At 37.4% G+C, this 19,700-nt stretch carries 20 protein-coding genes; 11 read left to right on the top strand and 9 right to left on the bottom strand.

Translation table 11 applies throughout. From position 1 onward, the window contains the following. Window positions 1-34: 34 nt before the first annotated feature. From DBR39_RS19545 to DBR39_RS19510, 8 genes are all read left to right on the top strand, one after another. Window positions 35-3,070, top strand: a complete 3,036-nt coding sequence (locus tag DBR39_RS19545; protein ID WP_124535888.1) for a zinc-dependent metalloprotease — start codon at window positions 35-37, stop codon at window positions 3,068-3,070. A 138-nt stretch (window positions 3,071-3,208) separates the two neighbouring features. Beyond that, window positions 3,209-5,329: a methylmalonyl-CoA mutase gene (scpA, locus tag DBR39_RS19540; RefSeq protein WP_124535886.1), complete on the top strand. Its 2,121-nt coding sequence runs from the start codon at window positions 3,209-3,211 to the stop codon at window positions 5,327-5,329. A 44-nt stretch (window positions 5,330-5,373) separates the two neighbouring features. Then, window positions 5,374-6,357, top strand: a complete 984-nt coding sequence (locus tag DBR39_RS19535) for a M28 family peptidase (RefSeq protein ID WP_228447878.1) — start codon at window positions 5,374-5,376, stop codon at window positions 6,355-6,357. A gap of 407 nt (window positions 6,358-6,764) precedes the next feature. Beyond that, window positions 6,765-7,502, top strand: coding sequence for a hypothetical protein (locus tag DBR39_RS19530; protein WP_124535884.1), 738 nt, complete (start codon window positions 6,765-6,767; stop codon window positions 7,500-7,502). Window positions 7,503-7,529: 27 nt separating this feature from the next. Further along, the gene (locus DBR39_RS19525; protein ID WP_124535882.1) at window positions 7,530-8,921 is read left to right on the top strand and encodes an RtcB family protein; all 1,392 of its coding nucleotides are present in this window, start codon (window positions 7,530-7,532) and stop codon (window positions 8,919-8,921) included. A 108-nt stretch (window positions 8,922-9,029) separates the two neighbouring features. Next, window positions 9,030-9,575: a hypothetical protein gene (locus DBR39_RS19520; protein ID WP_124535880.1), complete on the top strand. Its 546-nt coding sequence runs from the start codon at window positions 9,030-9,032 to the stop codon at window positions 9,573-9,575. Between the two features lie 3 nt (window positions 9,576-9,578). Further along, the gene (gene prfH, locus DBR39_RS19515) at window positions 9,579-10,277 is read left to right on the top strand and encodes a peptide chain release factor H (RefSeq protein WP_124535878.1); all 699 of its coding nucleotides are present in this window, start codon (window positions 9,579-9,581) and stop codon (window positions 10,275-10,277) included. Then, complete coding sequence (locus DBR39_RS19510; protein WP_124535876.1) at window positions 10,264-10,770, top strand: tetratricopeptide repeat protein; 507 nt, start codon at window positions 10,264-10,266, stop codon at window positions 10,768-10,770. Before prfH ends, DBR39_RS19510 begins: the two co-directional genes overlap by 14 nt. Before the next feature lie 45 nt (window positions 10,771-10,815). Here DBR39_RS19510 and DBR39_RS19505 read toward each other — a convergent pair whose 3' ends face one another. After that, window positions 10,816-11,103 (bottom strand): cytochrome C, encoded by a 288-nt coding sequence (locus DBR39_RS19505; RefSeq protein ID WP_124535874.1) that lies wholly within the window; start codon window positions 11,101-11,103, stop codon window positions 10,816-10,818. Window positions 11,104-11,123: 20 nt separating this feature from the next. After that, window positions 11,124-11,417, bottom strand: coding sequence for a c-type cytochrome (locus DBR39_RS19500; protein ID WP_103232222.1), 294 nt, complete (start codon window positions 11,415-11,417; stop codon window positions 11,124-11,126). Between the two features lie 197 nt (window positions 11,418-11,614). Here DBR39_RS19500 and meaB point away from each other — a divergent pair, with 197 nt between their 5' ends. Continuing rightward, window positions 11,615-12,607 carry a methylmalonyl Co-A mutase-associated GTPase MeaB gene (gene meaB, locus DBR39_RS19495; RefSeq protein WP_103232223.1) on the top strand — a complete coding sequence of 331 codons (993 nt, stop codon included), beginning with the start codon at window positions 11,615-11,617 and terminating at the stop codon, window positions 12,605-12,607. Here the strand turns inward: meaB and DBR39_RS19490 are convergent. After that, the gene (locus DBR39_RS19490; RefSeq protein ID WP_124535872.1) at window positions 12,604-13,152 is read right to left on the bottom strand and encodes a DUF4251 domain-containing protein; all 549 of its coding nucleotides are present in this window, start codon (window positions 13,150-13,152) and stop codon (window positions 12,604-12,606) included. The genes meaB and DBR39_RS19490 overlap by 4 nt on opposite strands. Before the next feature lie 105 nt (window positions 13,153-13,257). Here DBR39_RS19490 and DBR39_RS19485 point away from each other — a divergent pair, with 105 nt between their 5' ends. Both DBR39_RS19485 and DBR39_RS19480 read left to right on the top strand, forming a co-directional pair. After that, entirely contained in the window at window positions 13,258-14,064 is an 807-nt protein-coding gene (locus tag DBR39_RS19485) for a M48 family metallopeptidase (RefSeq protein ID WP_103232225.1), read from the top strand. Window positions 14,065-14,150: 86 nt separating this feature from the next. After that, window positions 14,151-14,462 carry a hypothetical protein gene (locus DBR39_RS19480; protein WP_103232226.1) on the top strand — a complete coding sequence of 104 codons (312 nt, stop codon included), beginning with the start codon at window positions 14,151-14,153 and terminating at the stop codon, window positions 14,460-14,462. Between the two features lie 36 nt (window positions 14,463-14,498). Here the strand turns inward: DBR39_RS19480 and DBR39_RS19475 are convergent, their stop codons facing one another. From DBR39_RS19475 to DBR39_RS19450, 6 genes are all read right to left on the bottom strand, one after another. Beyond that, window positions 14,499-15,110: an outer membrane beta-barrel protein gene (locus DBR39_RS19475; protein ID WP_124535870.1), complete on the bottom strand. Its 612-nt coding sequence runs from the start codon at window positions 15,108-15,110 to the stop codon at window positions 14,499-14,501. Next, window positions 15,094-15,909 carry an ABC transporter ATP-binding protein gene (locus DBR39_RS19470; RefSeq protein WP_124535868.1) on the bottom strand — a complete coding sequence of 272 codons (816 nt, stop codon included), beginning with the start codon at window positions 15,907-15,909 and terminating at the stop codon, window positions 15,094-15,096. The genes DBR39_RS19475 and DBR39_RS19470 overlap by 17 nt, the downstream gene beginning before the upstream one ends. Continuing rightward, window positions 15,909-16,661, bottom strand: a complete 753-nt coding sequence (locus tag DBR39_RS19465) for an MlaE family ABC transporter permease (protein WP_124535865.1) — start codon at window positions 16,659-16,661, stop codon at window positions 15,909-15,911. Before DBR39_RS19465 ends, DBR39_RS19470 begins: the two co-directional genes overlap by 1 nt. Before the next feature lie 103 nt (window positions 16,662-16,764). After that, on the bottom strand, window positions 16,765-18,093 hold the full coding sequence (locus DBR39_RS19460; RefSeq protein WP_228447877.1) for an exopolysaccharide biosynthesis polyprenyl glycosylphosphotransferase: 1,329 nt from the start codon (window positions 18,091-18,093) through the stop codon (window positions 16,765-16,767). 85 nt (window positions 18,094-18,178) lie between these two features. After that, the gene (locus tag DBR39_RS19455) at window positions 18,179-18,808 is read right to left on the bottom strand and encodes a 7-carboxy-7-deazaguanine synthase QueE (RefSeq protein ID WP_103232231.1); all 630 of its coding nucleotides are present in this window, start codon (window positions 18,806-18,808) and stop codon (window positions 18,179-18,181) included. Window positions 18,809-18,815: 7 nt separating this feature from the next. Further along, entirely contained in the window at window positions 18,816-19,700 is an 885-nt protein-coding gene (locus tag DBR39_RS19450) for a bifunctional 5,10-methylenetetrahydrofolate dehydrogenase/5,10-methenyltetrahydrofolate cyclohydrolase (RefSeq protein ID WP_103232232.1), read from the bottom strand.

The raw sequence follows: 19,700 nt of genomic DNA, 5'->3' as shown, positions 1-19,700 counted from the left end.
CAAAGTTTATTAATTCTAAATTAACTATGTAATTATGAAAAAAAGAATTTTATTAGTTTGTGCATTGGCTGCTGGGCTTTCCAGTGTTAATGCGCAGAGGTGGGAGCCAGCCTCACAAAAAACGTCTCAGATCAGAAAAGAAGTAGAAGTAAAGTACTCTTATAGATTTGATTTACAATCTCTTAGAAATATTTTAAAAGATGCTGTAGAAACAGGGAAAGGAGCTCAGGCTGTTATTGTATCTCTACCTACAGCAGAAGGAAAAATTGAAAAATTTGCTGTTTATAGCGATCCTGTTATGGAAAAATCTATGGCAGATAGATATCAGCTAGGTTCTTATGTGGGGGTAGGAGTAGATGATCCTGGCAAATATGTAAGATTCAGTACTGCACCTACTGAAATGCAGTCGATGATTATCAAAGACGGAAAATTCGAGTTTATAGAACCTATTACTACCGACAAGCAGGTTTATGGCGTTTTTTATAAGACGAAAAGAACAGAGGCTGATCATGGCTTTGAATGTACTACGGAAGAAAAGAACTTTAAAGATATAAAGTCATTAGAAGCCTTCGGAAAAAAAAATCTTTCTAACCTAGGAATTACGAATAGACCGGCGAGTACAAAATTCAGAACCTATAGATTAGCTCTGTCTACTACAGGAGAATATACAAAGAAATTCGATCCGGCTGGAGGAACAGCGAATACAGTTACTCAGATGAACGCTACGATGACTCGTGTAAATGGTGTTTTCCAGAAAGATTTTGCAATCAAACTTATTATTCAGGACCTTCCAAATATTATCTATACTGATCCTACATCCGATCCTTATACAAATAATTTAAATCTACAGTTGCAGCAAACCTTAACAAGCCAGGTTGGAAATGCAGCTTATGATATGGGGCATGTATTCAATGCAGCCGGAGGTAATGGAAATGCTGGATCAATCGGATCTACATGTCTTAATCCTGCAACTGCTACTTCATTAGCAAAAGGATCTGGGTTTACACAGAATACCAATCCAACAGGGGATCTTTTTGATATTGATTATGTAGCTCATGAGATGGGCCATCAGCTGGGAGGAAATCATACTTTCTCACATGCTACGGAAGGGTCTGGTGTAAATGTTGAGCCAGGTGGAGGAACAACGATTATGGGGTATGCCGGAATTACTCAGGACAATGTTCAGCCTAATTCAGATGCTTACTTCCATTATTCTTCTATCTTCCAAATTCTTAATAGCTTAGATGCTAAAACAACTTGTGGTACTTCTGAAAATATTACCAATAATACGGCACCTACTATTGCAGCACTTACTGCGTATACAATCCCGAAAGGGACACCTTATTATTTAGATGCATCTGCTACTGATGCTGAGGGCGATGCTATGAAGTACACTTGGGAGCAATATGATAGTGTTAATAATCTTGCTTCTATTTCTGGAGATAATGGTTGGGGATACAATGCACAGGGTTCTATAGCTAGATCTTTCTTCGGAACAGCAAGCGGAAGAAGATATTTCCCTAGCCTTCCTCTTGTAATGGCCGGGAAGCTTACTAATAAAGCTACTTGGGAAACAGTTTCTTATATACCAAGATTACTTCAATATGCGGTAACGGTTAGAGATGAAAATGCTTTGAGACCAATGCTTGTATCTGCAGAAACAACAGTTACTGTAGGAAATGACGGACCATTTAAATTCAATGGAATTACTTCTTCTACGACTCTATATAATAATGCATCAAATACAATTACATGGAATGTTGCCAATACAAATACAGCACCATATAATGCAGGTAATGTAAAGATTGAGTATACAACAGATCTTGTCAATGGGTCTACTTGGACCGAATTAGTAGCCTCTACTCCAAATACAGGATCATATACAGGACAAATGCCTGCAAGTTTAACAGGAGCTATTAAATTAAAGATTTCGGCTATAGGAAATGTATTCTATGCAGTATCTCCACAAGTGACTGTAGGAACTGCTCCTACATCTACAACAGCTGCTCCTACAGGCGTATTTGCTTTAGCATCTGAAATTCTGAAAACTACAGCAAGATTGTCTTGGAATAGCGTACCGGGAGCTACTTATTCTATTAACTATAGAAAAGTAGGCCAAGCAAACTGGCAGAATACAACAAGCTCAACAAGCTCAGTTTTATTAAGCAGTTTAGAAGATGAAACTAATTATGAAGCTCAGGTTGCAACTGTTATGAATGGTACTCCTGGAGCCTTTTCAGCAAACTATGCATTTAAAACAAAAGGATTAACTACAGGAGTAGATTACTGCCTGATGAGTACTGGAGGGAATAATCTGAATGCATCATACTATAGCGGTCTTATTCAGCTTAACCTTTCTAATCTTGCTTATTTTTCTGGTGATTTAGCTACTGCAGCAAAAACTTATCTTGATTTCAGTGATGATCCAACAAAAATAGTTAACCTTACAAAAGGAACTCCTTATACTGCTTCATTCAGAAACTTAGGCCATGATCTGGGTACTTATAGTGACTTCTTGGAAATCTGGATTGATTACAATAGAAACGGAGTTTTTGACTCTAATGAAAAAGTAGGATCGAATGCCGCTGTACCTGTGTATAATGCTGCAAATCAGCTTAGCTTCCATGATGGAACAATTGCATTTACTGTACCTGCTGATGCATATGCTGGTGATAAAACATTAAGAATGAGAGTTATCAGTACATTCTTTAATGCAGCTACAGGACCATGTGGAGTTTCATCAGTTCCTGTACAAGGAGGTGGAGTTATTTCTACAGGAGGATTCAGGGATTTCACTGTAAAAATTACAGAAACCCTTGCTGTAAACGAAACAAAAGATGTAAAATCATCTGAAATTTCTATTTACCCTAACCCTGCAGATACTTTCGTAGAAGTGAAAAATCTGAAAGGAAAAGCAGATTACAAAATCTATACTGCTGACGGAAGATTAGCTCAGGAAGGACAGATTGATGGACAAAGAATTAATGTTGCTTCATTAATCAAAGGGATGTATGTGATCACAATAAAAGATGACAAAAATACTTACAACACGAAGCTTATCAAAAAATAAGCAGACGATATACCAATAAGAAAGGCCGGGCATTTGCCCGGCCTTTTTCTTTTACTAAAACTTAGAAAAACAGAACGTTAACAGAAGTTTCATGTTTCGCTCAAAAAAATTAACTTTACGCAGACAAAAATAATTGGAATGCGAAAGACAATTTCTGTGAAAAAACCTGATTTTAGTGTATCACCTCAGGAAAGAGAGATTTACAATTTTGAAAAAGATGGGCTTGAACTTAAATCATCCTATGAGAAAAAAGATGTAAAAGATGAATCATTAACGCAGACTTCTCCAGGAATTGAACCATATCTGAGAGGACCGTATTCCACCATGTATGTTCAGAAACCATGGACAATCCGTCAGTATGCCGGATTCTCTACTGCTGAAGAATCTAATGCTTTTTACAGAAGAAATCTTGCTGCCGGTCAGAAAGGACTTTCTGTAGCGTTCGACCTGGCGACTCACAGAGGATATGATTCAGATCATACAAGAGTGGTGGGGGACGTAGGAAAGGCAGGAGTTGCCATTGATTCTATAGAAGATATGAAAATTCTTTTCAATGAAATTCCATTGGATCAGATTTCCGTATCGATGACGATGAATGGTGCAGTACTTCCTATTTTGTCTTTCTATATCGTTGCAGCAGAAGAGCAGGGGGTGAAACAAGATCAGCTTTCAGGAACAATTCAAAATGATATTCTGAAAGAATTCATGGTAAGAAATACCTACATTTATCCGCCTGCACCTTCGATGAAGATCATTGCAGATATTTTTGAATATACTTCGCAGAACATTCCAAAATTCAACTCTATTTCTATTTCCGGATACCATATGCAGGAAGCTGGTGCTACGCCAGTACTGGAAATGGCTTATACATTAGCAGATGGTTTGGAATATGTAAGAACAGGAATCAAAGCTGGAATGAAAGTAGATGATTTTGCTCCGAGATTATCCTTTTTCTGGGCAATTGGGATGAATCATTTCATGGAAATTGCTAAAATGCGTGCTGCAAGGTACATTTGGGCAACCCTTTTAAAACAGTTTAATCCTCAGAATCCAAAATCTCTGGCACTAAGAACCCATTCTCAGACCTCCGGATGGTCTTTGACAGAGCAGGAACCTTTCAATAATATCACAAGAACAGCCATTGAAGCTTTATCTTCGGCTCTAGGAGGCACACAGTCTCTTCATACCAATGCACTGGATGAAGCCATTGCCCTTCCTACAGATTATTCAGCAAAAATTGCCAGAAATACACAGATCATTCTTCAGCAGGAAAGCGGAATATGTGATGTTGTAGATCCGATGGGAGGAAGTAGCCTTGTAGAAAGCCTTACTCAGCAAATGATTGAAGAAGCGATGAGGTATATCAACGAGGTAGAGCAGGAAGGAGGAATGACAAAAGCTATTGAAGCCGGAATTCCTAAAATGAGAATTGAAGAAGCTGCCGCTAAAAAACAGGCTAAGATCGACAGTGGAGAAGAATTCATTATTGGAGTGAACTCATTCAAGTCTTCATTGAAACAGGACGCAATAGAGATCCTGGATATTGATAATACAGAAGTCCGCAGAAAGCAGATCGAAAGACTGAAAACGATAAAAGCAGAAAGAAATACTGATGCCGTTGAGCAGATCCTGAATGAAATCCGTGAAAGTGCAAAAACAGGAAAAGGAAACCTTCTGGCACTATGTATCGAAGCCGCGAGAAGAAGAGTTACTCTTGGCGAGATGAGTGATGCTATGGAAGAAACCTTTGGAAGATATAAAGCAAATATTAGAACAATCTCTGGTGTATACGCAATGAATGCCGGTAAAAACGAATACTTTGAAAAAGCCCTTAATCTGACTCAGAAATTTGAAGAAGAAGAAGGACGCCGTCCAAGACTAATGGTGGCTAAAATGGGCCAGGATGGTCACGACAGAGGAGCAAAAGTTGTGGCAACAGCATTTGCCGACATGGGATTTGATGTGGATGTGGCTCCATTGTTCCAGACTCCCGAAGAAGTAGCTAAACAGGCTGTAGAAAATGATATTCACATTTTAGGAGTCTCTTCATTGGCTGCAGGACACAAAACATTGGTTCCGCAGGTAGTGGAAGAATTGGCTAAACTGGGAGCGGATGATATTACCATTGTTGTAGGAGGAGTAATTCCACAGCAGGATTATGAATTCTTGTATGCTAACGGTGCTGACTTTATTTTTGGTCCGGGAACAAACCTTCCGAAATGTGCCGTAGAAATTTTAGAAAGATTTTTAGAAAAATAAACAGAAAAGCTTTAATTTCAACAAAGAGATTAAAAGCATACACTATGAGTCTGAAAAATATAATAAAGCCGACAAAGAAAAAACTTCTTTTTCTTGTCGGCTTATTTGTTATTGCAGGTGTTTTTCTGATGGCTTCCGGAAAGAAAAATACATCAGTACAAAGCTCTCCAATACACGCAGATACCGGTTGGGTAAAGAAACACTTAACAGCACTTACCCAAACGCCGCAGTTTCGGAATCATAAAAATATAGACCAGCTGAATACAGTGGCAGATTATATTCATCAGACTTTTACTGCTTACAGTGACAGCACTTCTTTCCAGGAATATAAAGTTGATGGAAAAATATATAAAAACGTGATCTCTTCCTTTGGAACAGAGAATAAGAAGCGAATTATTATAGGAGCCCATTATGACGTCTGTGGAGACCAGCAGGGTGCGGATGACAATGCAACCGGAGTTACGGCCCTTTTGGAGCTGGCAAGAATGCTTAAAGGACAGAAGCTGAACTACAGAGTAGATCTTGTCGCCTATACACTGGAAGAACCACCTTATTTCAGAACCGAAAATATGGGAAGCTATATCCATGCAAAATACTTAAAAGACAAGAATATAGATGTATATGGAATGGCAAGTGTAGAAATGATTGGTTATTTCCGGGATGAAAAAGGTTCTCAGAGCTTTCCTCTAGGTCTTCTTTCATGGGTATATGGAGATAAAGGAGATTTTATTACTCTGGTCAAAAAATTCGGAGCCGGGAAATTTGTTAATAATTTCAGCGGAAATTTTAAAGAAGCCAATCAAATAAAAACAGAAACATTTACAGCACCAAAATTCATATCAGGAACCGATTATTCGGATCATCTTAACTATTGGAAATTTGGGTATTCTGCCCTGATGATCACCGATACCTCTTTTTTCAGAAACAAAAATTATCACGAAACTACCGATACGTTGGAAACGTTGGATACGAAACGAATGACCAAAGTTATTGATGCCATTTTTCTCAGTATTATTCACCTGAAGTGAAAAAAATATTTTGATTATCAGAAAAATTTATATATTTGCACCTGAAAATCAAGTTTAACCAATAAAAAACGACGAAGCAATGTTCAGAACAAAACAGAATTCTACAGTTGGATTGCCCCTTATGGTGGCAAGGCTTCGCGGTTTGGTACATTCTTAGAATAATAGTACAATACAATATCAAAACCCGAAGTCGCAGAGATTTCGGGTTTTTTATTGCGCAATATTTCAAACTTCAAGTTTCCCCCGAAATCTTTTTTAGTGTCATAAACGGCAAAATAGGATGAGGTATACTCCTCAAAACTGTTATTGTCTATTATTAATCCATTCAACTAGTATTTTAGTTGATTAAGAGTTGTGTGAGATAAAATAAAGAACTTTTACTATCTCACATCAGACTTCTGTTAACAATGGAAAATGATAACCTTCTGTTTTTCCGCCTGAGAAGCGTGAGAAGCAGGAAAAGAACTATTAGAAAAGATGTAATAAAGCAAATAAGAAAAAAGTATAAACGTAGTGAAGAGCTCTGGGATATAAAAAGAAATATCCCATGGATTCCTTTAGATGATCCTTATCAAAGAGGATTTGTAAGATTCTTTGTTGTCAGGGACGACGTAATGAGATCCAAAGACGGAGAACTTTTCGAAGGAATTCTGAAGAAAATCAATACTTATATGTACTCTGAAAGCCGTCAGTTTCTTAAGAAGAAGAGAAAATTCGGTAAAAGAATATATGTAGAAAAAGAGCAAAAGCTGAAGTGTATTTCTTCCTGGTCTTGGAATGATCCAAAATTTGGACTCACTGTACAAGAGCGACAATATTTTCTGAAATACGAAGAATATTGTCCCTATCGGAAATGCAATGAAGTGTACTACGAATTTACTGAGCCATGGAGGTTTATTTTACGTGTAAAGGTCAATATGGTTACCCATTATAAGCCTGTAGACTTTGAACTGGAAAAAGAATATGCGGAACTGGAAGCTTATTTAAGGGACCATACCATTGCCGGAATTGTTCACAAAACAATTTATGGTAAATCAAATTCATGGCGCACGAAAAAAGAAGATTTACATCTTATCAAAAGCAGGAAATATATAGACTGCACAATGTCTGCAACAGAGATTGCAGAAAGCTTTATGGACGTATAGGTCCTGTTATTATTTAAAACAAAAACAATGGGAAATTTAAAACTAAAAGGAAAAGATATATTAAAACTGGGCTATCCAAATAACCAAAGCGTAAACGTAGCATTGGAAGTCATGAAAAGAAATTTTGCAACGAAAAATATTCACCATGTAAAATCTCTTTTAAAGGAAATCCTGCTGAATCCGGAGAATTTTGAAAAAGATCTCACCTTCGGACAAATCGCAGAAACCTTGCTTTCATCCAAAAAGACGGAAAAAAGAATGCTGAATTCACAGCGAGCTGCATTTCAGATTTTTGGAAATAATATTTCAGAAGAGGCAAAAAATCAGTTGTATACTGCTTTGAAGCTGCCTATTTCTACTCAGGGAGCATTAATGCCTGATGCCCACAGCGGGTACGGGCTTCCGATCGGCGGAGTTCTGGCGGTGGAAAATGCAGTAATCCCTTACGGAGTAGGAATGGATATTGGCTGTAGAATGAGCCTCAGTATTTTGGATACACCTATTTCATATCTTGAAGGAGCAAGAGATAAGTATGAAAAAGCGCTTGCCGAACATACAAAATTCGGGATGTATGAGACTCATAAATCTCACATAGATCACGAGATTTTTGACAGAGATACATTCGATATGATCCCGATCTTAAGAAGATTAAAAGGGAAAGCAATCAAACAGATGGGATCCTCAGGAGGAGGAAATCACTTTGTGGAGTTCGGAGAAGTAGAAATCACCGAAGAAGACAAACAGATTGGTCTGCCAAAAGGAAAATATCTGGGAATCCTTTCTCATAGCGGCTCTAGAGGGCTGGGAGCAGAGATTGCACAGTATTACTCAAGAGTGGCAACAGAGCAGTGTCCGTTACCCAAGGAAGCTCAAAACTTCGCCTGGCTGGACCTTAGTACACATCTCGGCCTGGAATACTGGACAGCGATGAATCTTGCGGGAGATTATGCCTCAGCCTGTCATGATGATATTCACAGAAGACTGGTAAAAGCAGTCGGTGGAAGAGTAAAAGCCAGAATTGAAAACCATCACAACTTTGCCTGGAAAGAAATTCATAACGGAAAAGAAGTGATTGTTCACCGTAAAGGAGCTACTCCTGCCCATGAAAATGAATTGGGAATGATTCCCGGATCCATGACGGCAAAAGGATTTATCGTTCGTGGAAAAGGAAACCCGGAGTCTCTGAATTCAGCATCACATGGTGCGGGAAGAGCACACTCAAGAGGAGAATGCAGAAGCCTTTTCACTCAGCATGATATCAAAAAAGAATTGAAATTAAAAAATGTCACGCTTATAGGTGGAAATGCAGAAGAAGCACCTATGGCCTACAAAAACATCAATGAAGTGATGAATGCGCAGAGCGAACTGGTAGATATTCTGGGAACATTCCAGCCAAGAATTGTGAGAATGGACAAATAGCTAGTGTAATACTTTATAACCTTATAGGTTTCAAAAACCTATAAGGTTTAATAAGGAAATGTTTTAAAATCTATAAGGTTTAAAATATTCAATTTAAAAAACAAAAAAATGGGAGCACCACATAACATAAAAATATACGGTGAAGTCTGGCCGGAATTTAGAATCCGGTTGGGGCTCGAAATTTTAGATACATTAAAAGATAAAATCATTTTATCAGGAGGCTGGGCATGGCATTTTATGTCTGAAAGAGGACATACGGAGTATAAACACGCTCATGACCACAAGGATATTGATGTTTTTGTAAAGAAAGAGAACGTAGTAGAAGTCGTAATCATTCTTCAGCAGGAAGGGTTTCAGAAAGTCTGGACCCGATATGATCATCTGCCGAGTGAGGAAAACTTTCGCAGGTATGAAAAAACGGTAGAATGGGACAATGATAAATTCCATAGAATTACGATAGACTTCTTTGAAAGAGATGATCTTGAAACAATTGAAGCCAATGGTTTTACAGTTGTGAAACCTGATGTTTTACTTTCATTTTACAGAAACATTCATTCCAGCGACAAATGCTGGGCAGTGATGGCTGCCAAAGATTTATTACAAAAGGGAATAGATCCGCTAGGACACCCTTTATTAAGCAAAACGCCAACATAAAAAATGGAAAAATTAATACAGATCACTTCAGGAAGAGGTCCTTTAGAATGCCAGTGGGTAGCAGCCAAGGTTCTGAAGACCTTTCTTGAAGAGGCAAAACAAAATACAATAGAATACGAAATCATTCATCGTGAGAATGGTGATGAAAACCTGACACTGAAATCGGTGACTGTGCTTTTAAAAGGAGAAGGAGTAACTCTGTTTTTAAAAAACTGGTTAGGAAGTGTTTGCTGGATAGGAAAAAGTACATTCAGAAAACTGCATAAAAGAAGCAACTGGTTTATCGGGATTTTTGAACTTGAAAATCTAAAAATGATTGACTTCAATGAAAAAGATATCCGTTTCCAAACCGCCAGAAGCCAGGGAAGTGGAGGACAAAATGTAAACAAGGTGAATACCGCTGTACGCGCCACTCATATTCTTACCAGAGAAACTGTTTTTGTACAGGATTCCCGTTCGCAGCTGGAAAATAAAAAGCTATCCGTTATCAGATTAAAAGAAAAAGTAATGGCGGTTTATATTCAACAGCTGGAAAGAAAGCTGAAAGAAACCTGGTCTCTTCAGATGCAGATAGAACGCGGAAATCCGGTTCGTACATTTTCAGGAACAGATTTTAAAAAGAATTACGCAGACAAGACATTCAAAAAACAAAGAAATGCCTTGAAAAATGACCTTAAAAACTACAAAAATGACCTTAACTAAGAGTAAATATTATTTTGAAGCATTAGATTATTTTCCATTCAATCTTTCCGAATGTATGGATGCGCTTAACTATGCCCTGTCTTATGAGCCTGAAGATGCAGACAGCCTTTGTCTCATGGGAAGAGTATATTCGGAGGAATTGAAAGATTACGAAACTGCAAAGAGATATTTTGATGAAGCCATGCAGAGTAACATCGGAAATATCAATACTCCCAAGTATTATATCGAATGTCTTTTGAATAATGAAGATTACAAGGAGGCAGAAAAATTAATTGAATTTGCTTTAAAGATAAAAGGAATCGATAAGTCTGAAATTCTGAACTGCCTGTCTCTTCTACAGGAAAGAAACTTTGAGTACAAACAGGCTTTGACAACACTTAAAGAAGCTAAAAAGTTTGCTTACACTCGCGCTGCACTTGAAGTACTTGAAGACAGAGAAAAATTAGTCAAAGGAAAGGTGACCAGAACACGAACCGTAAAAAAGGCAGAATAATCTTTTTTGATTATACTTAAAAGAAATAAGCTTTCGTTAGAAAGCTTATTTTTTATTAACAGAGATCAGATAATCATACACCATTTGGTGCTGGTCATCAGTAAGCTTAGCCTTTGGGGCCATTCTGCTTAACGTATTGATCCATCCCTTGTCGTCATGCTTGGTAGGTTCTGGAAGCTTATGACATTTTGTACAGGAGTTCTCAAAAATGGTCTTTCCTTGTGTCAATTGCTCAGATGAGGTATACTTTGGCCCTGTTACAGCCACACTTTTTGGTCCGCAGGATACCAGAAATACTGATGCTGCAATACCGCTTAAAATGAATTTTTTCATACCCTATTTTTGTTTGATGATTACTTCTTCACAGAAACAATATAATCATAAACCCATTGGTGCTGTTCATCCGTTAGTTTTGCCTTTGGAGCCATAGAATTCATAATACCTACCCATTGCACAGGATTGTGTGAAGCAGGATCAGGGAGTTTATGGCATCTTCCACAAGAGTTTTCAAAAATAGTTTTCCCTTGAGCAATCTGTTCTGCAGTTGATGTTGAAGTTCCTGCAGTAGCAGCAGATGTAGTAGCTTTTGGCGTACAGGAAACCAGCAGGATAGCAGTAAACGAAGCCGCAGCGATGAGTTTTTTCATGTTTCTTTTTTTGATATATAACAAATGTAATAAATTCCTTAACCCGTTGATACAGGGCTTTGTAGTTTTAATTTAGAAGAAATAAAAATTGAATTGATGAGAAATTGATAATTGTAAATAAAGTCAATGTAAATCTTTTGCCGATCATTATGAGCCGGCTATTGATCATTCGCATTTTAATTATTAATTTTGAATCAATGAAATTTTCTACAGAAGAGCTAATAGAAGGAATACAGTCAGGAAACAAACGCCTGATTGCAAAAGCTATTACATTGGTTGAAAGTAAAAAAGCAGAGCACAGACAACAGGCAGAAGAACTTTTAAAGAAGATCATGCCTTTTACCGGAAACTCCTTGAGGGTAGGGGTAACGGGAGTTCCCGGAGCTGGAAAATCTACCTTTATAGAAAACTTCGGACGTTTGGTTATAGCTCAGGGCAAAAAAGTTGCGGTTTTAGCTATTGATCCGAGTTCTGCGATCAACAAAGGGAGTATTTTAGGCGATAAAACCAGGATGGAAGAACTGGCCAAAGAAGAAAATGCATTCATACGCCCTTCCCCAAGCTCAGGATTTCTGGGAGGTGTAGCCAATACTACTTTTGAAACGATGATGATCTGCGAAGCTGCAGGATATGATTATATTTTGATTGAAACAGTGGGAGTAGGGCAGTCAGAAGTCTTGGTAGCAGACATTACTGATGTTTTTCTGTTCCTTAAAATCATTGGAGGAGGAGACGAGCTGCAGGGAATAAAACGCGGGATCATGGAAATGGTAGACCTTATTTTCATCAATAAGGTAGAAAAGGACAATCTCCAGAAAGCAAAAAATACAAGATTAGAATTAAAAAGAGCACTGGATTTTATTCCTCCTAAAGAAAAAGGATGGAAAATCCCTGTTTTATTGGGTTCTGCTTTGTATAATGAAGGATTGCAGGATGTCTATGATAAAATCTTTGAATTTATTGATCTGAAAAAGAAAACAGGACGTTTTGAGGAAATTCGTGTTCAGCAGGCTGAAAAGCGCTTTGAATATTGGGTTCAGGAATATATTTTGTCCCTGATGAAAAAGAGCAATGCCGTGGAAGAAGCTTACCACATGCACAAAAAAAATGCTTCAGCTATGGTTTCCAATCCAAGTACTGAAGCAAAATTATTTGTAGAGAAATTTTTATCTAACGAAAACAGGGATTAAGGTTTCTCTTTTTCCTGCTTTACCTCAGTTTTAGAAACATATCCGTCATAAGTAATAGGTTGTCTGTCATTACTTCTCATAGAAACGAAAGCTTTACCGTTTTTAAAGATCTCAATATTGACTTCATCTACGGTTCTTACATCCTTAGGCTTGAACTTTAATGTCCAGGTTCCTTTTTTATTCTGAGTTTTATTGACAGTAAAATCTTTTGAAGTGAATCTGTAGCTGCTGTCACCTGTATTTCCATAGCTTGGGTTGAATACCCTTCCGAAGTAAGGTAATACTACGTCCAGTGTATTTTTAGTTATATCAATCGTATAATCTCCATTCAGATTAAGCAATCTTGTTGCAGTGGAATTAGGCATAGAATTCATGACATTGATGACATCATAATTCGTAGGATTGGCTCTTTCCGCATGGAACGTAAACTCCTGAGAATCTACCAAGGTGTTCACGATTTTCGGATCTAATGAACCCTGTGATGCACAACTTTGAAAAAAGAACAGAAATCCAAAAATACTCAGTAAAGAAATATACTTTTTCATAATGAAATAATTATTACATTTAAATAGCAAAATGTATGCAAATATATTCTTTCTGAAATATTTTGGAATAAAAATTGTAAAGGTTGAATTATTAACACTCAAACTATGAAAGTTACACATCTATTTGGAATGGGAGCTGTTGCTCTGTTGGCTGCTGCCTGTACTACAAACCCGATTACAGGAAGGTCTTCTTTACAGCTGGCCAACAATTCGGAAATTTTAACAATGTCTTCACAGGAATACAGAACGACATTGTCTAAAGGTAAAGTGATTACCGGTACAGCAGATGCAAAAAGAGTGGTAAATGTAGGAAGTAGAATCAAGAGCGCCGCAGAAAGATATTACCAGAGTATAGGAAGATCAGCAGATCTTGCTACTTACAGCTGGGAATTCAATCTTTTGCAGAGCAGCGAGCTGAATGCCTGGTGTATGCCTGGTGGTAAAGTCGCTGTATACACCGGAATATTACCGGTTACCAAAGACGATAATGGTCTTGCCGTAGTATTGGGGCATGAGGTGTCTCACGCGTTGGCAGGACATGGAAACGAACGAATTTCTCAGGCAATGGTTGCTCAGTACGGAGGGGCTATCCTGGGAGGAACGATCTCAAATTCACAATGGGCAAGTGTTTTCCAGAAGGTATATCCTATCGGCTCACAGGTTGCTTTATTGAAATACGGAAGAGGTCAGGAATCTGAAGCTGATGAAATGGGGCTTTACCTGATGTCTATGGCAGGATATGATCCGAGAGCAGCAATTCCTTTCTGGAACAGAATGGAAGCAGCATCTACAGGATCAAGACAACCTGAGTTCTTATCTACCCACCCGAATCCGGAAACAAGAATTTCAGATATCAACAAAGATCTTCCGAAAGCATTAGAATACTATAAGGCTGCGGGAGGAAAAATATAATTAGAATTTTAATCTTGAGTAAGGCCTTATTAAATTTTTAGTAAATTTGGTAAGGCTTTTTTATACAACCACCTAAACACAATATTATGAAGAGTTTATCAATTACCGGACTTATACTTTTGGCTGTTTCTGCATTACTTTTCTATCTAACAACTGATTTTGCCGTAGAACAAATAAAAATTTCTCACATCATGGGAGTGATGGCAGGCGTTGGGATAGGACTTATCATTGGAGGAATGGTAGGATATTTAAGTAAGGGAAGCGCTATCAAAGCGGAACAGAAGAAAAAAGAATTCAAACAGCTTCAGAAAGATAAAGAAGAGCTAGAAAAGCAGGCTGCAGAAATTGCAAAGCGCCAGGCTGAACTTGAAGATCAAAATAAAAACCCTCAAATTTAATTTGAGGGTTTAAAAATTGTTATTTTCGATATTTGATTAGAATTTATATCCTAAACCTACCATAAACAAGTTAGGTCTGTTGTCATATCTGATTTCCGAACCGGAAACTCTGTTGATAAAGTTTCTTTCATCCTTACTGAAAGCACCTTCATATCTTGCATTTACAAGAAACTTTTTGATTTCAAGCTGAGCCCCAAACTGATATCCTACTGTAAAATCATTTTTAGCATTTTCTTTAAAATCGTTGTAAGTATTGTCTTTATTTAAGTTAAAACTTCCGACAGGTCCAACGAAAACACCCAGCATATTTCCTAAAAGATTGTATCCCAAAAGCACAGGGACATCTATACGGTTGCTTTTAACATCAAAAGTAGTGTTCTGTGTAGTAAACTCGTTTTTGAAATGAGTATAATAGATTTCCGGCATCACAAACAGTGAAGTAGGAAGACCCACTTTTAATGAAAGTCCCACATTGAAACCTACATTATTTTTACCTGTTCCGTCAATGGCATCATTCACTGTTCCTTTAATGTTGGACCATGAAGGTGAGCCTGTAGGAAAAATTAAGTTAGCCTTACCTGCCAGAGAAATCTGCGCAGAAGCCCACATTGAAAACCCTAATAACGCTATACTAAGTACCTTTTTCATTATCGTCTATTTTTGTATTTGTATTTTCAATCGTTTTATTATTCTCAAGTAAATATTCTCTCAGCTCTTTAAACAGTTCTGAAGAATAAACGAAATCAATCAGATTTTTATTGCCTGCAGTAATCAGAATGTCTTTGTTCCCTTCCCATTCTTTGATTCCCAATCGAAGGTATACAATTTTCTCGCCAATCGTCATCACAGAGTTCATATCGTGAGTATTGATAATGGTAGTCGTGTTGTACTCTTTTGTGATTTCATAAAGAAGATCATCAATGATCTTTGAAGTATACGGATCGAGTCCGGAATTGGGCTCATCACAGAATAAATATTTAGGATTATTGACAATGGCTCTGGCAATGGCAACCCTTTTCTGCATTCCTCCTGAAATTTCTGAAGGATATTTTTTATCAGCTTTATCAAGGTGTACTCTTCCGATTACCTCAAAGACTCTTTTCTTTTTCTCTCTATAGGTAAGATTGGTAAACATATCAAGAGGAAACATAATATTCTCTTCCACCGTAAGGGAATCAAATAATGCACTTCCCTGAAATACCGTTCCGATTTCTGCACGAAGATGCTGTTTTTCATCTCTGTTCATGGTGTTTACATTACGACCGTCAAATAAAATTTCTCCTGAAGATGGCATATACACATTCAACAGACTTTTTAGAAAAACTGTTTTCCCGGAACCACTCTGCCCAATAATTAAGTTTACTTTTCCTTTATCAAATGAAGTTGAAATTCCCTTCAGTACTTCAACATCATCAAAACTTTTCTTAAGATCTTTTACCTCAATCATTAGCTTAATATTAATTGGGTTAAAATTAATTCGGAAATGATAATAAATACCATTGTCCATACCACTGCCTGTGTACTGGCCCTACCTACTTCCAAAGATCCTCCTTTTACATTGTATCCGAAATAAGACGGTACAGTAGCAATGATAAAAGCAAAAACGGTTGTCTTGGTAAATGCATAGTAAACAAATAAATTGGGCATATACATTTGAATACCAACAATATAGTCGTTTTCAGTCCAGTTTCCTGTTAAAATCCCGGCAATATAGCCTCCACCAATACCGAATACAATACTGATAGCGATAAGAAGAGGGTTAAAAATCATACATGCGATAATTTTCGGAAGGATCAGGAAATTGGGTGAATTTACTCCCATAATATCCAGAGCATCTATCTGTTCGGAAACTCGCATTGTTCCGATACTGGATGCAATATAGGATCCTACTTTACCTGCTAAGATCAGACTGATGATCGTAGGTGCGAATTCCAAAACCAATACCGCTTTTGTAGCATATCCTACAAATGAAGGCGGAATAGGAAATGAAGAAGCATCGAAGTTATTGAACATTTGAATAGCAACTACAGCCCCCACGAAGATGGATGTGAAGATGACAAGTCCGAAAGAATTCACTCCCAAATCATTAATTTCTCTCATGAACAGCTTCCAGAAAACTCTCATTTTCTGAGGTTTCTGCAGGGATTTTCCCAAGAGGATCATGTATTCCCCTACTGCTGTGAAAAACTTTTTTAACATACTGCTAAATTAGACTTTTTTATTTAATTGGGCTAGAGTCGAGAATAAGACTAAAGCCTGGTTTTGTGTTAAAATTATTTCAATATTTACCATATTATGATCTTTATTTGGCATTTTTATCACCTCCTATAACCAATAAAACGGTTTTTAAAATAATGACCAGATCGAGTACAAAGCTCCAGTTTCTTACATAGAAAGCATCCGCCAGCACTCTTTTTTTCATTTCTACTTCCACGTCTCCAAAATCACCACGCAATCCATTCACCTGTGCCAATCCCGTAATTCCCGGACTTACCATACTCCTTAGGCTGTATCTTCCGATTTTTGGTTTATAATAATTGTCTACAGAAAGCATATGCGGCCTTGGTCCTACGACAGACATCTCACCTTTCAATACATTAATGAACTGTGGAAGCTCATCAAGGCTGGTTTTTCTTAAAAATTTACCTACTTTGGTAATTCTGGAATCATTTACAGAGGTTGTTTTCGTTGCAGACTCATCGTTCACAATCATCGTTCTGAATTTGATACAGTTAAAAACCTCTTCATGAAAACCATATCTTTTCTGAAGGAAAAAGACCGGGCCTTTGGAAGTCGTCTTAATAAGAATGGCAATAATTGGAAATACCCAGGAGCAGATCAAAGTCAATATCAGGATAGAAAAGAAAATATCAAAAGTTCTTTTCATTAGAAAATTGGAATAATAATCTAATGGATATCTTGCCTGATTAAGGACCGGCTGAGTTTGTATATATCCAAGATCATACAGGAAAAAATCGCTTTGCGTGATACTCGGAATCAATGAAATATGAATCTTGTTATCCTCCGCCAGTTTGAAAATCTCATTCTCAATCTTTTCATCATAAGAGTTTTCCATGGATAAAAACAAGGTGTGAATTTCGTTTTTTTTCCAGAAAGTAACCAGTTCACTGATGCTGATATCAGAACTTTCATATTCAAATATCCTGTATCCATAGTCTTTACGGTCCATAAAGATATTCTTCAGGATATCTGTAGACTGATGGTCTCCTAAAAACATTACATTTCTGTAATTGGCTCCCAGAGATCGTAAATATTTGATCGCAAAATAGATCAATGACTTTGTCAGGAAGATGAAAATAAAGAGATAAAATGAAAGCCAGTAAATATCCGAATTGAAAAATGAATTATTACTTACCTTCCCTATAAGCAGAACGCCAAGTATAAAAAAGAGGAAATGGATTAAGAGGCGTTCAAGAAACAAGGTATACGTAAGGTTTCTCGGAATGTTGTATATTTTTGTTCTGCCACTCAGAAGTACCCAGAACAAAAACAACAGAATCAGAGAAAAAATATTTTGATACCAGGTTTCTTTATCGTATTTTAAACTTTCGTTTCTGCTTATAAAAAAGAATATGAAAATAGATGCAATAACCATGAGGTCAAGCAACATAATGATCGATTTCAAGTATCTAGAGTATCGAATTCTCTGCATCTAAAGGTATTATAGCTTATAAGACCAGCTAATTTACGCTTTTTTAAGGGATATTCAGATATTTATGAGTCTGAACTGAAGCCTGCCATTCCGGATGTTCCAGGATGAAGTCTGTGATCTTAGGATACATATCATCTCTCTTGCTCCATTCGCTTTGAAGATAAAGCCTGCAGTTTTCAGAAACTTTAGAAGCCTGCTCCTGTGCGAATGTAAAGTCATGCTGATTGAAAATGATCATTTTAAGTTCATTGGCCTTTTGATAGATCTCTTCTTTAGGTAATCCTGTTTTCTTTGGAGAAAGCGTAATCCAGTCAAGGTGCCCGCTCATAGGATAAGCTCCCGAAGTTTCGATATGTACTGTGCACCCCAGTTCTTTTAGTCTGGAGGTCAATATTTCTAAATTCCACATTAATGGCTCACCACCCGTTAAAACAATTGTTTTACAATGTTTGGCAGCCATTTCTGCAATTTCTACTGCATTCATCAAAGGGTGAAGTTTCGGATCCCAGCTTTCTTTTACATCACACCAGTGACAGCCGACATCGCAGCCTCCAAGTCTGATAAAATAAGAGGCTTTTCCAGTGTGTGCTCCTTCTCCCTGTAAAGTGTAAAAATGCTCCATTACAGGGAGCATTTTACCTTCTTTTAATAAAATATCTTCTTCTTTATTCATTTTAAAATTAGTCGTTATAGACCGAAGTTTTGTAAGCGATGATGGTATTTTTCATCAACATTGCTCTTGTCATTGGGCCTACTCCTCCAGGTACCGGTGTAATCCAGCCTGCTTTTGCAGCACAGCTGTCAAAATCTACGTCACCTGCAAGGTAATATCCTTTCGGAGAGTCGTTATCTACTCTTGTAATACCCACGTCAATAATTACGGCTCCTTCCTTGATCATATCTCCTTTCAAGAAGTGAGGATCTCCTAAAGCGGTAATAACAATATCTGCTTTTCTTGTGTACTCTTCGATGTCTTTCGTGTAGGAGTGTGTAAGGGTAACAGTAGAGTTTCCAGGGAAATCTTTTCTTCCCATCAGGATACTCATTGGTCTTCCTACAATTTTACTTCTTCCGATAATTACACAGTCTTTTCCTTTGGTTTCAATATTATATCTTTCCAATAATGTTAAAATCCCAAAAGGAGTTGCTGGCAAGAATGTATCCATTTCAAGAGCCATTTTTCCAAAATTTTCAGGGTGAAAACCATCCACATCTTTTCTTGGGTCAATAGCATTGATGATCTTTTCCTGATCTATCTGATCTGGTAAAGGCAGCTGAACGATAAATCCGTCTACTGCTTTAGATTTATTAAGCTCGTCAATTTTTTCTAGTAATTCAGATTCGGAAACTGTACTAGGAAATTTAATTAAGCTGGACTGAAATCCTACTTCCTCACAGTCTTTCACTTTAGAGTTTACATAGGCTTTGCTTGCTCCATTATTTCCTACAAGAATAGCCACCAAATGCGGAGCTCTTCTTTTGCTTTCGAGAATCTTGTCTACTTCAACCTTGATCTCTGCTTTTATTTCTTTGGATACTTTAAGTCCGTCAAGAATTTCTGCCAT

The organism is Chryseobacterium sp. KBW03, from assembly GCF_003852415.1.
Taxonomy (GTDB): domain Bacteria; phylum Bacteroidota; class Bacteroidia; order Flavobacteriales; family Weeksellaceae; genus Chryseobacterium; species Chryseobacterium viscerum.
Note: the sequence above shows the minus strand (reverse complement) of the source record. Positions and strands in the feature narration are given on the sequence as shown.

Bases quoted from the DNA above. Each gene is read 5' to 3' on its own strand.
- DBR39_RS19545 (WP_124535888.1), top strand. From the start codon at position 35: ATGAAAAAAAGAATTTTATTAGTTTGTGCATTGGCTGCTGGGCTTTCC.
- scpA (WP_124535886.1), top strand. From the start codon at position 3,209: ATGCGAAAGACAATTTCTGTGAAAAAACCTGATTTTAGTGTATCACCT.
- DBR39_RS19535 (WP_228447878.1), top strand. From the start codon at position 5,374: ATGAGTCTGAAAAATATAATAAAGCCGACAAAGAAAAAACTTCTTTTT.
- DBR39_RS19530 (WP_124535884.1), top strand. From the start codon at position 6,765: ATGGAAAATGATAACCTTCTGTTTTTCCGCCTGAGAAGCGTGAGAAGC.
- DBR39_RS19525 (WP_124535882.1), top strand. From the start codon at position 7,530: ATGGGAAATTTAAAACTAAAAGGAAAAGATATATTAAAACTGGGCTAT.
- DBR39_RS19520 (WP_124535880.1), top strand. From the start codon at position 9,030: ATGGGAGCACCACATAACATAAAAATATACGGTGAAGTCTGGCCGGAA.
- prfH (WP_124535878.1), top strand. From the start codon at position 9,579: ATGGAAAAATTAATACAGATCACTTCAGGAAGAGGTCCTTTAGAATGC.
- DBR39_RS19510 (WP_124535876.1), top strand. From the start codon at position 10,264: ATGACCTTAACTAAGAGTAAATATTATTTTGAAGCATTAGATTATTTT.
- DBR39_RS19505 (WP_124535874.1), bottom strand. From the start codon at position 11,103: ATGAAAAAATTCATTTTAAGCGGTATTGCAGCATCAGTATTTCTGGTA.
- DBR39_RS19500 (WP_103232222.1), bottom strand. From the start codon at position 11,417: ATGAAAAAACTCATCGCTGCGGCTTCGTTTACTGCTATCCTGCTGGTT.
- meaB (WP_103232223.1), top strand. From the start codon at position 11,615: ATGAAATTTTCTACAGAAGAGCTAATAGAAGGAATACAGTCAGGAAAC.
- DBR39_RS19490 (WP_124535872.1), bottom strand. From the start codon at position 13,152: ATGAAAAAGTATATTTCTTTACTGAGTATTTTTGGATTTCTGTTCTTT.
- DBR39_RS19485 (WP_103232225.1), top strand. From the start codon at position 13,258: ATGAAAGTTACACATCTATTTGGAATGGGAGCTGTTGCTCTGTTGGCT.
- DBR39_RS19480 (WP_103232226.1), top strand. From the start codon at position 14,151: ATGAAGAGTTTATCAATTACCGGACTTATACTTTTGGCTGTTTCTGCA.
- DBR39_RS19475 (WP_124535870.1), bottom strand. From the start codon at position 15,110: ATGAAAAAGGTACTTAGTATAGCGTTATTAGGGTTTTCAATGTGGGCT.
- DBR39_RS19470 (WP_124535868.1), bottom strand. From the start codon at position 15,909: ATGATTGAGGTAAAAGATCTTAAGAAAAGTTTTGATGATGTTGAAGTA.
- DBR39_RS19465 (WP_124535865.1), bottom strand. From the start codon at position 16,661: ATGTTAAAAAAGTTTTTCACAGCAGTAGGGGAATACATGATCCTCTTG.
- DBR39_RS19460 (WP_228447877.1), bottom strand. From the start codon at position 18,093: ATGTTGCTTGACCTCATGGTTATTGCATCTATTTTCATATTCTTTTTT.
- DBR39_RS19455 (WP_103232231.1), bottom strand. From the start codon at position 18,808: ATGAATAAAGAAGAAGATATTTTATTAAAAGAAGGTAAAATGCTCCCT.
- DBR39_RS19450 (WP_103232232.1), bottom strand. From the start codon at position 19,700: ATGGCAGAAATTCTTGACGGACTTAAAGTATCCAAAGAAATAAAAGCA.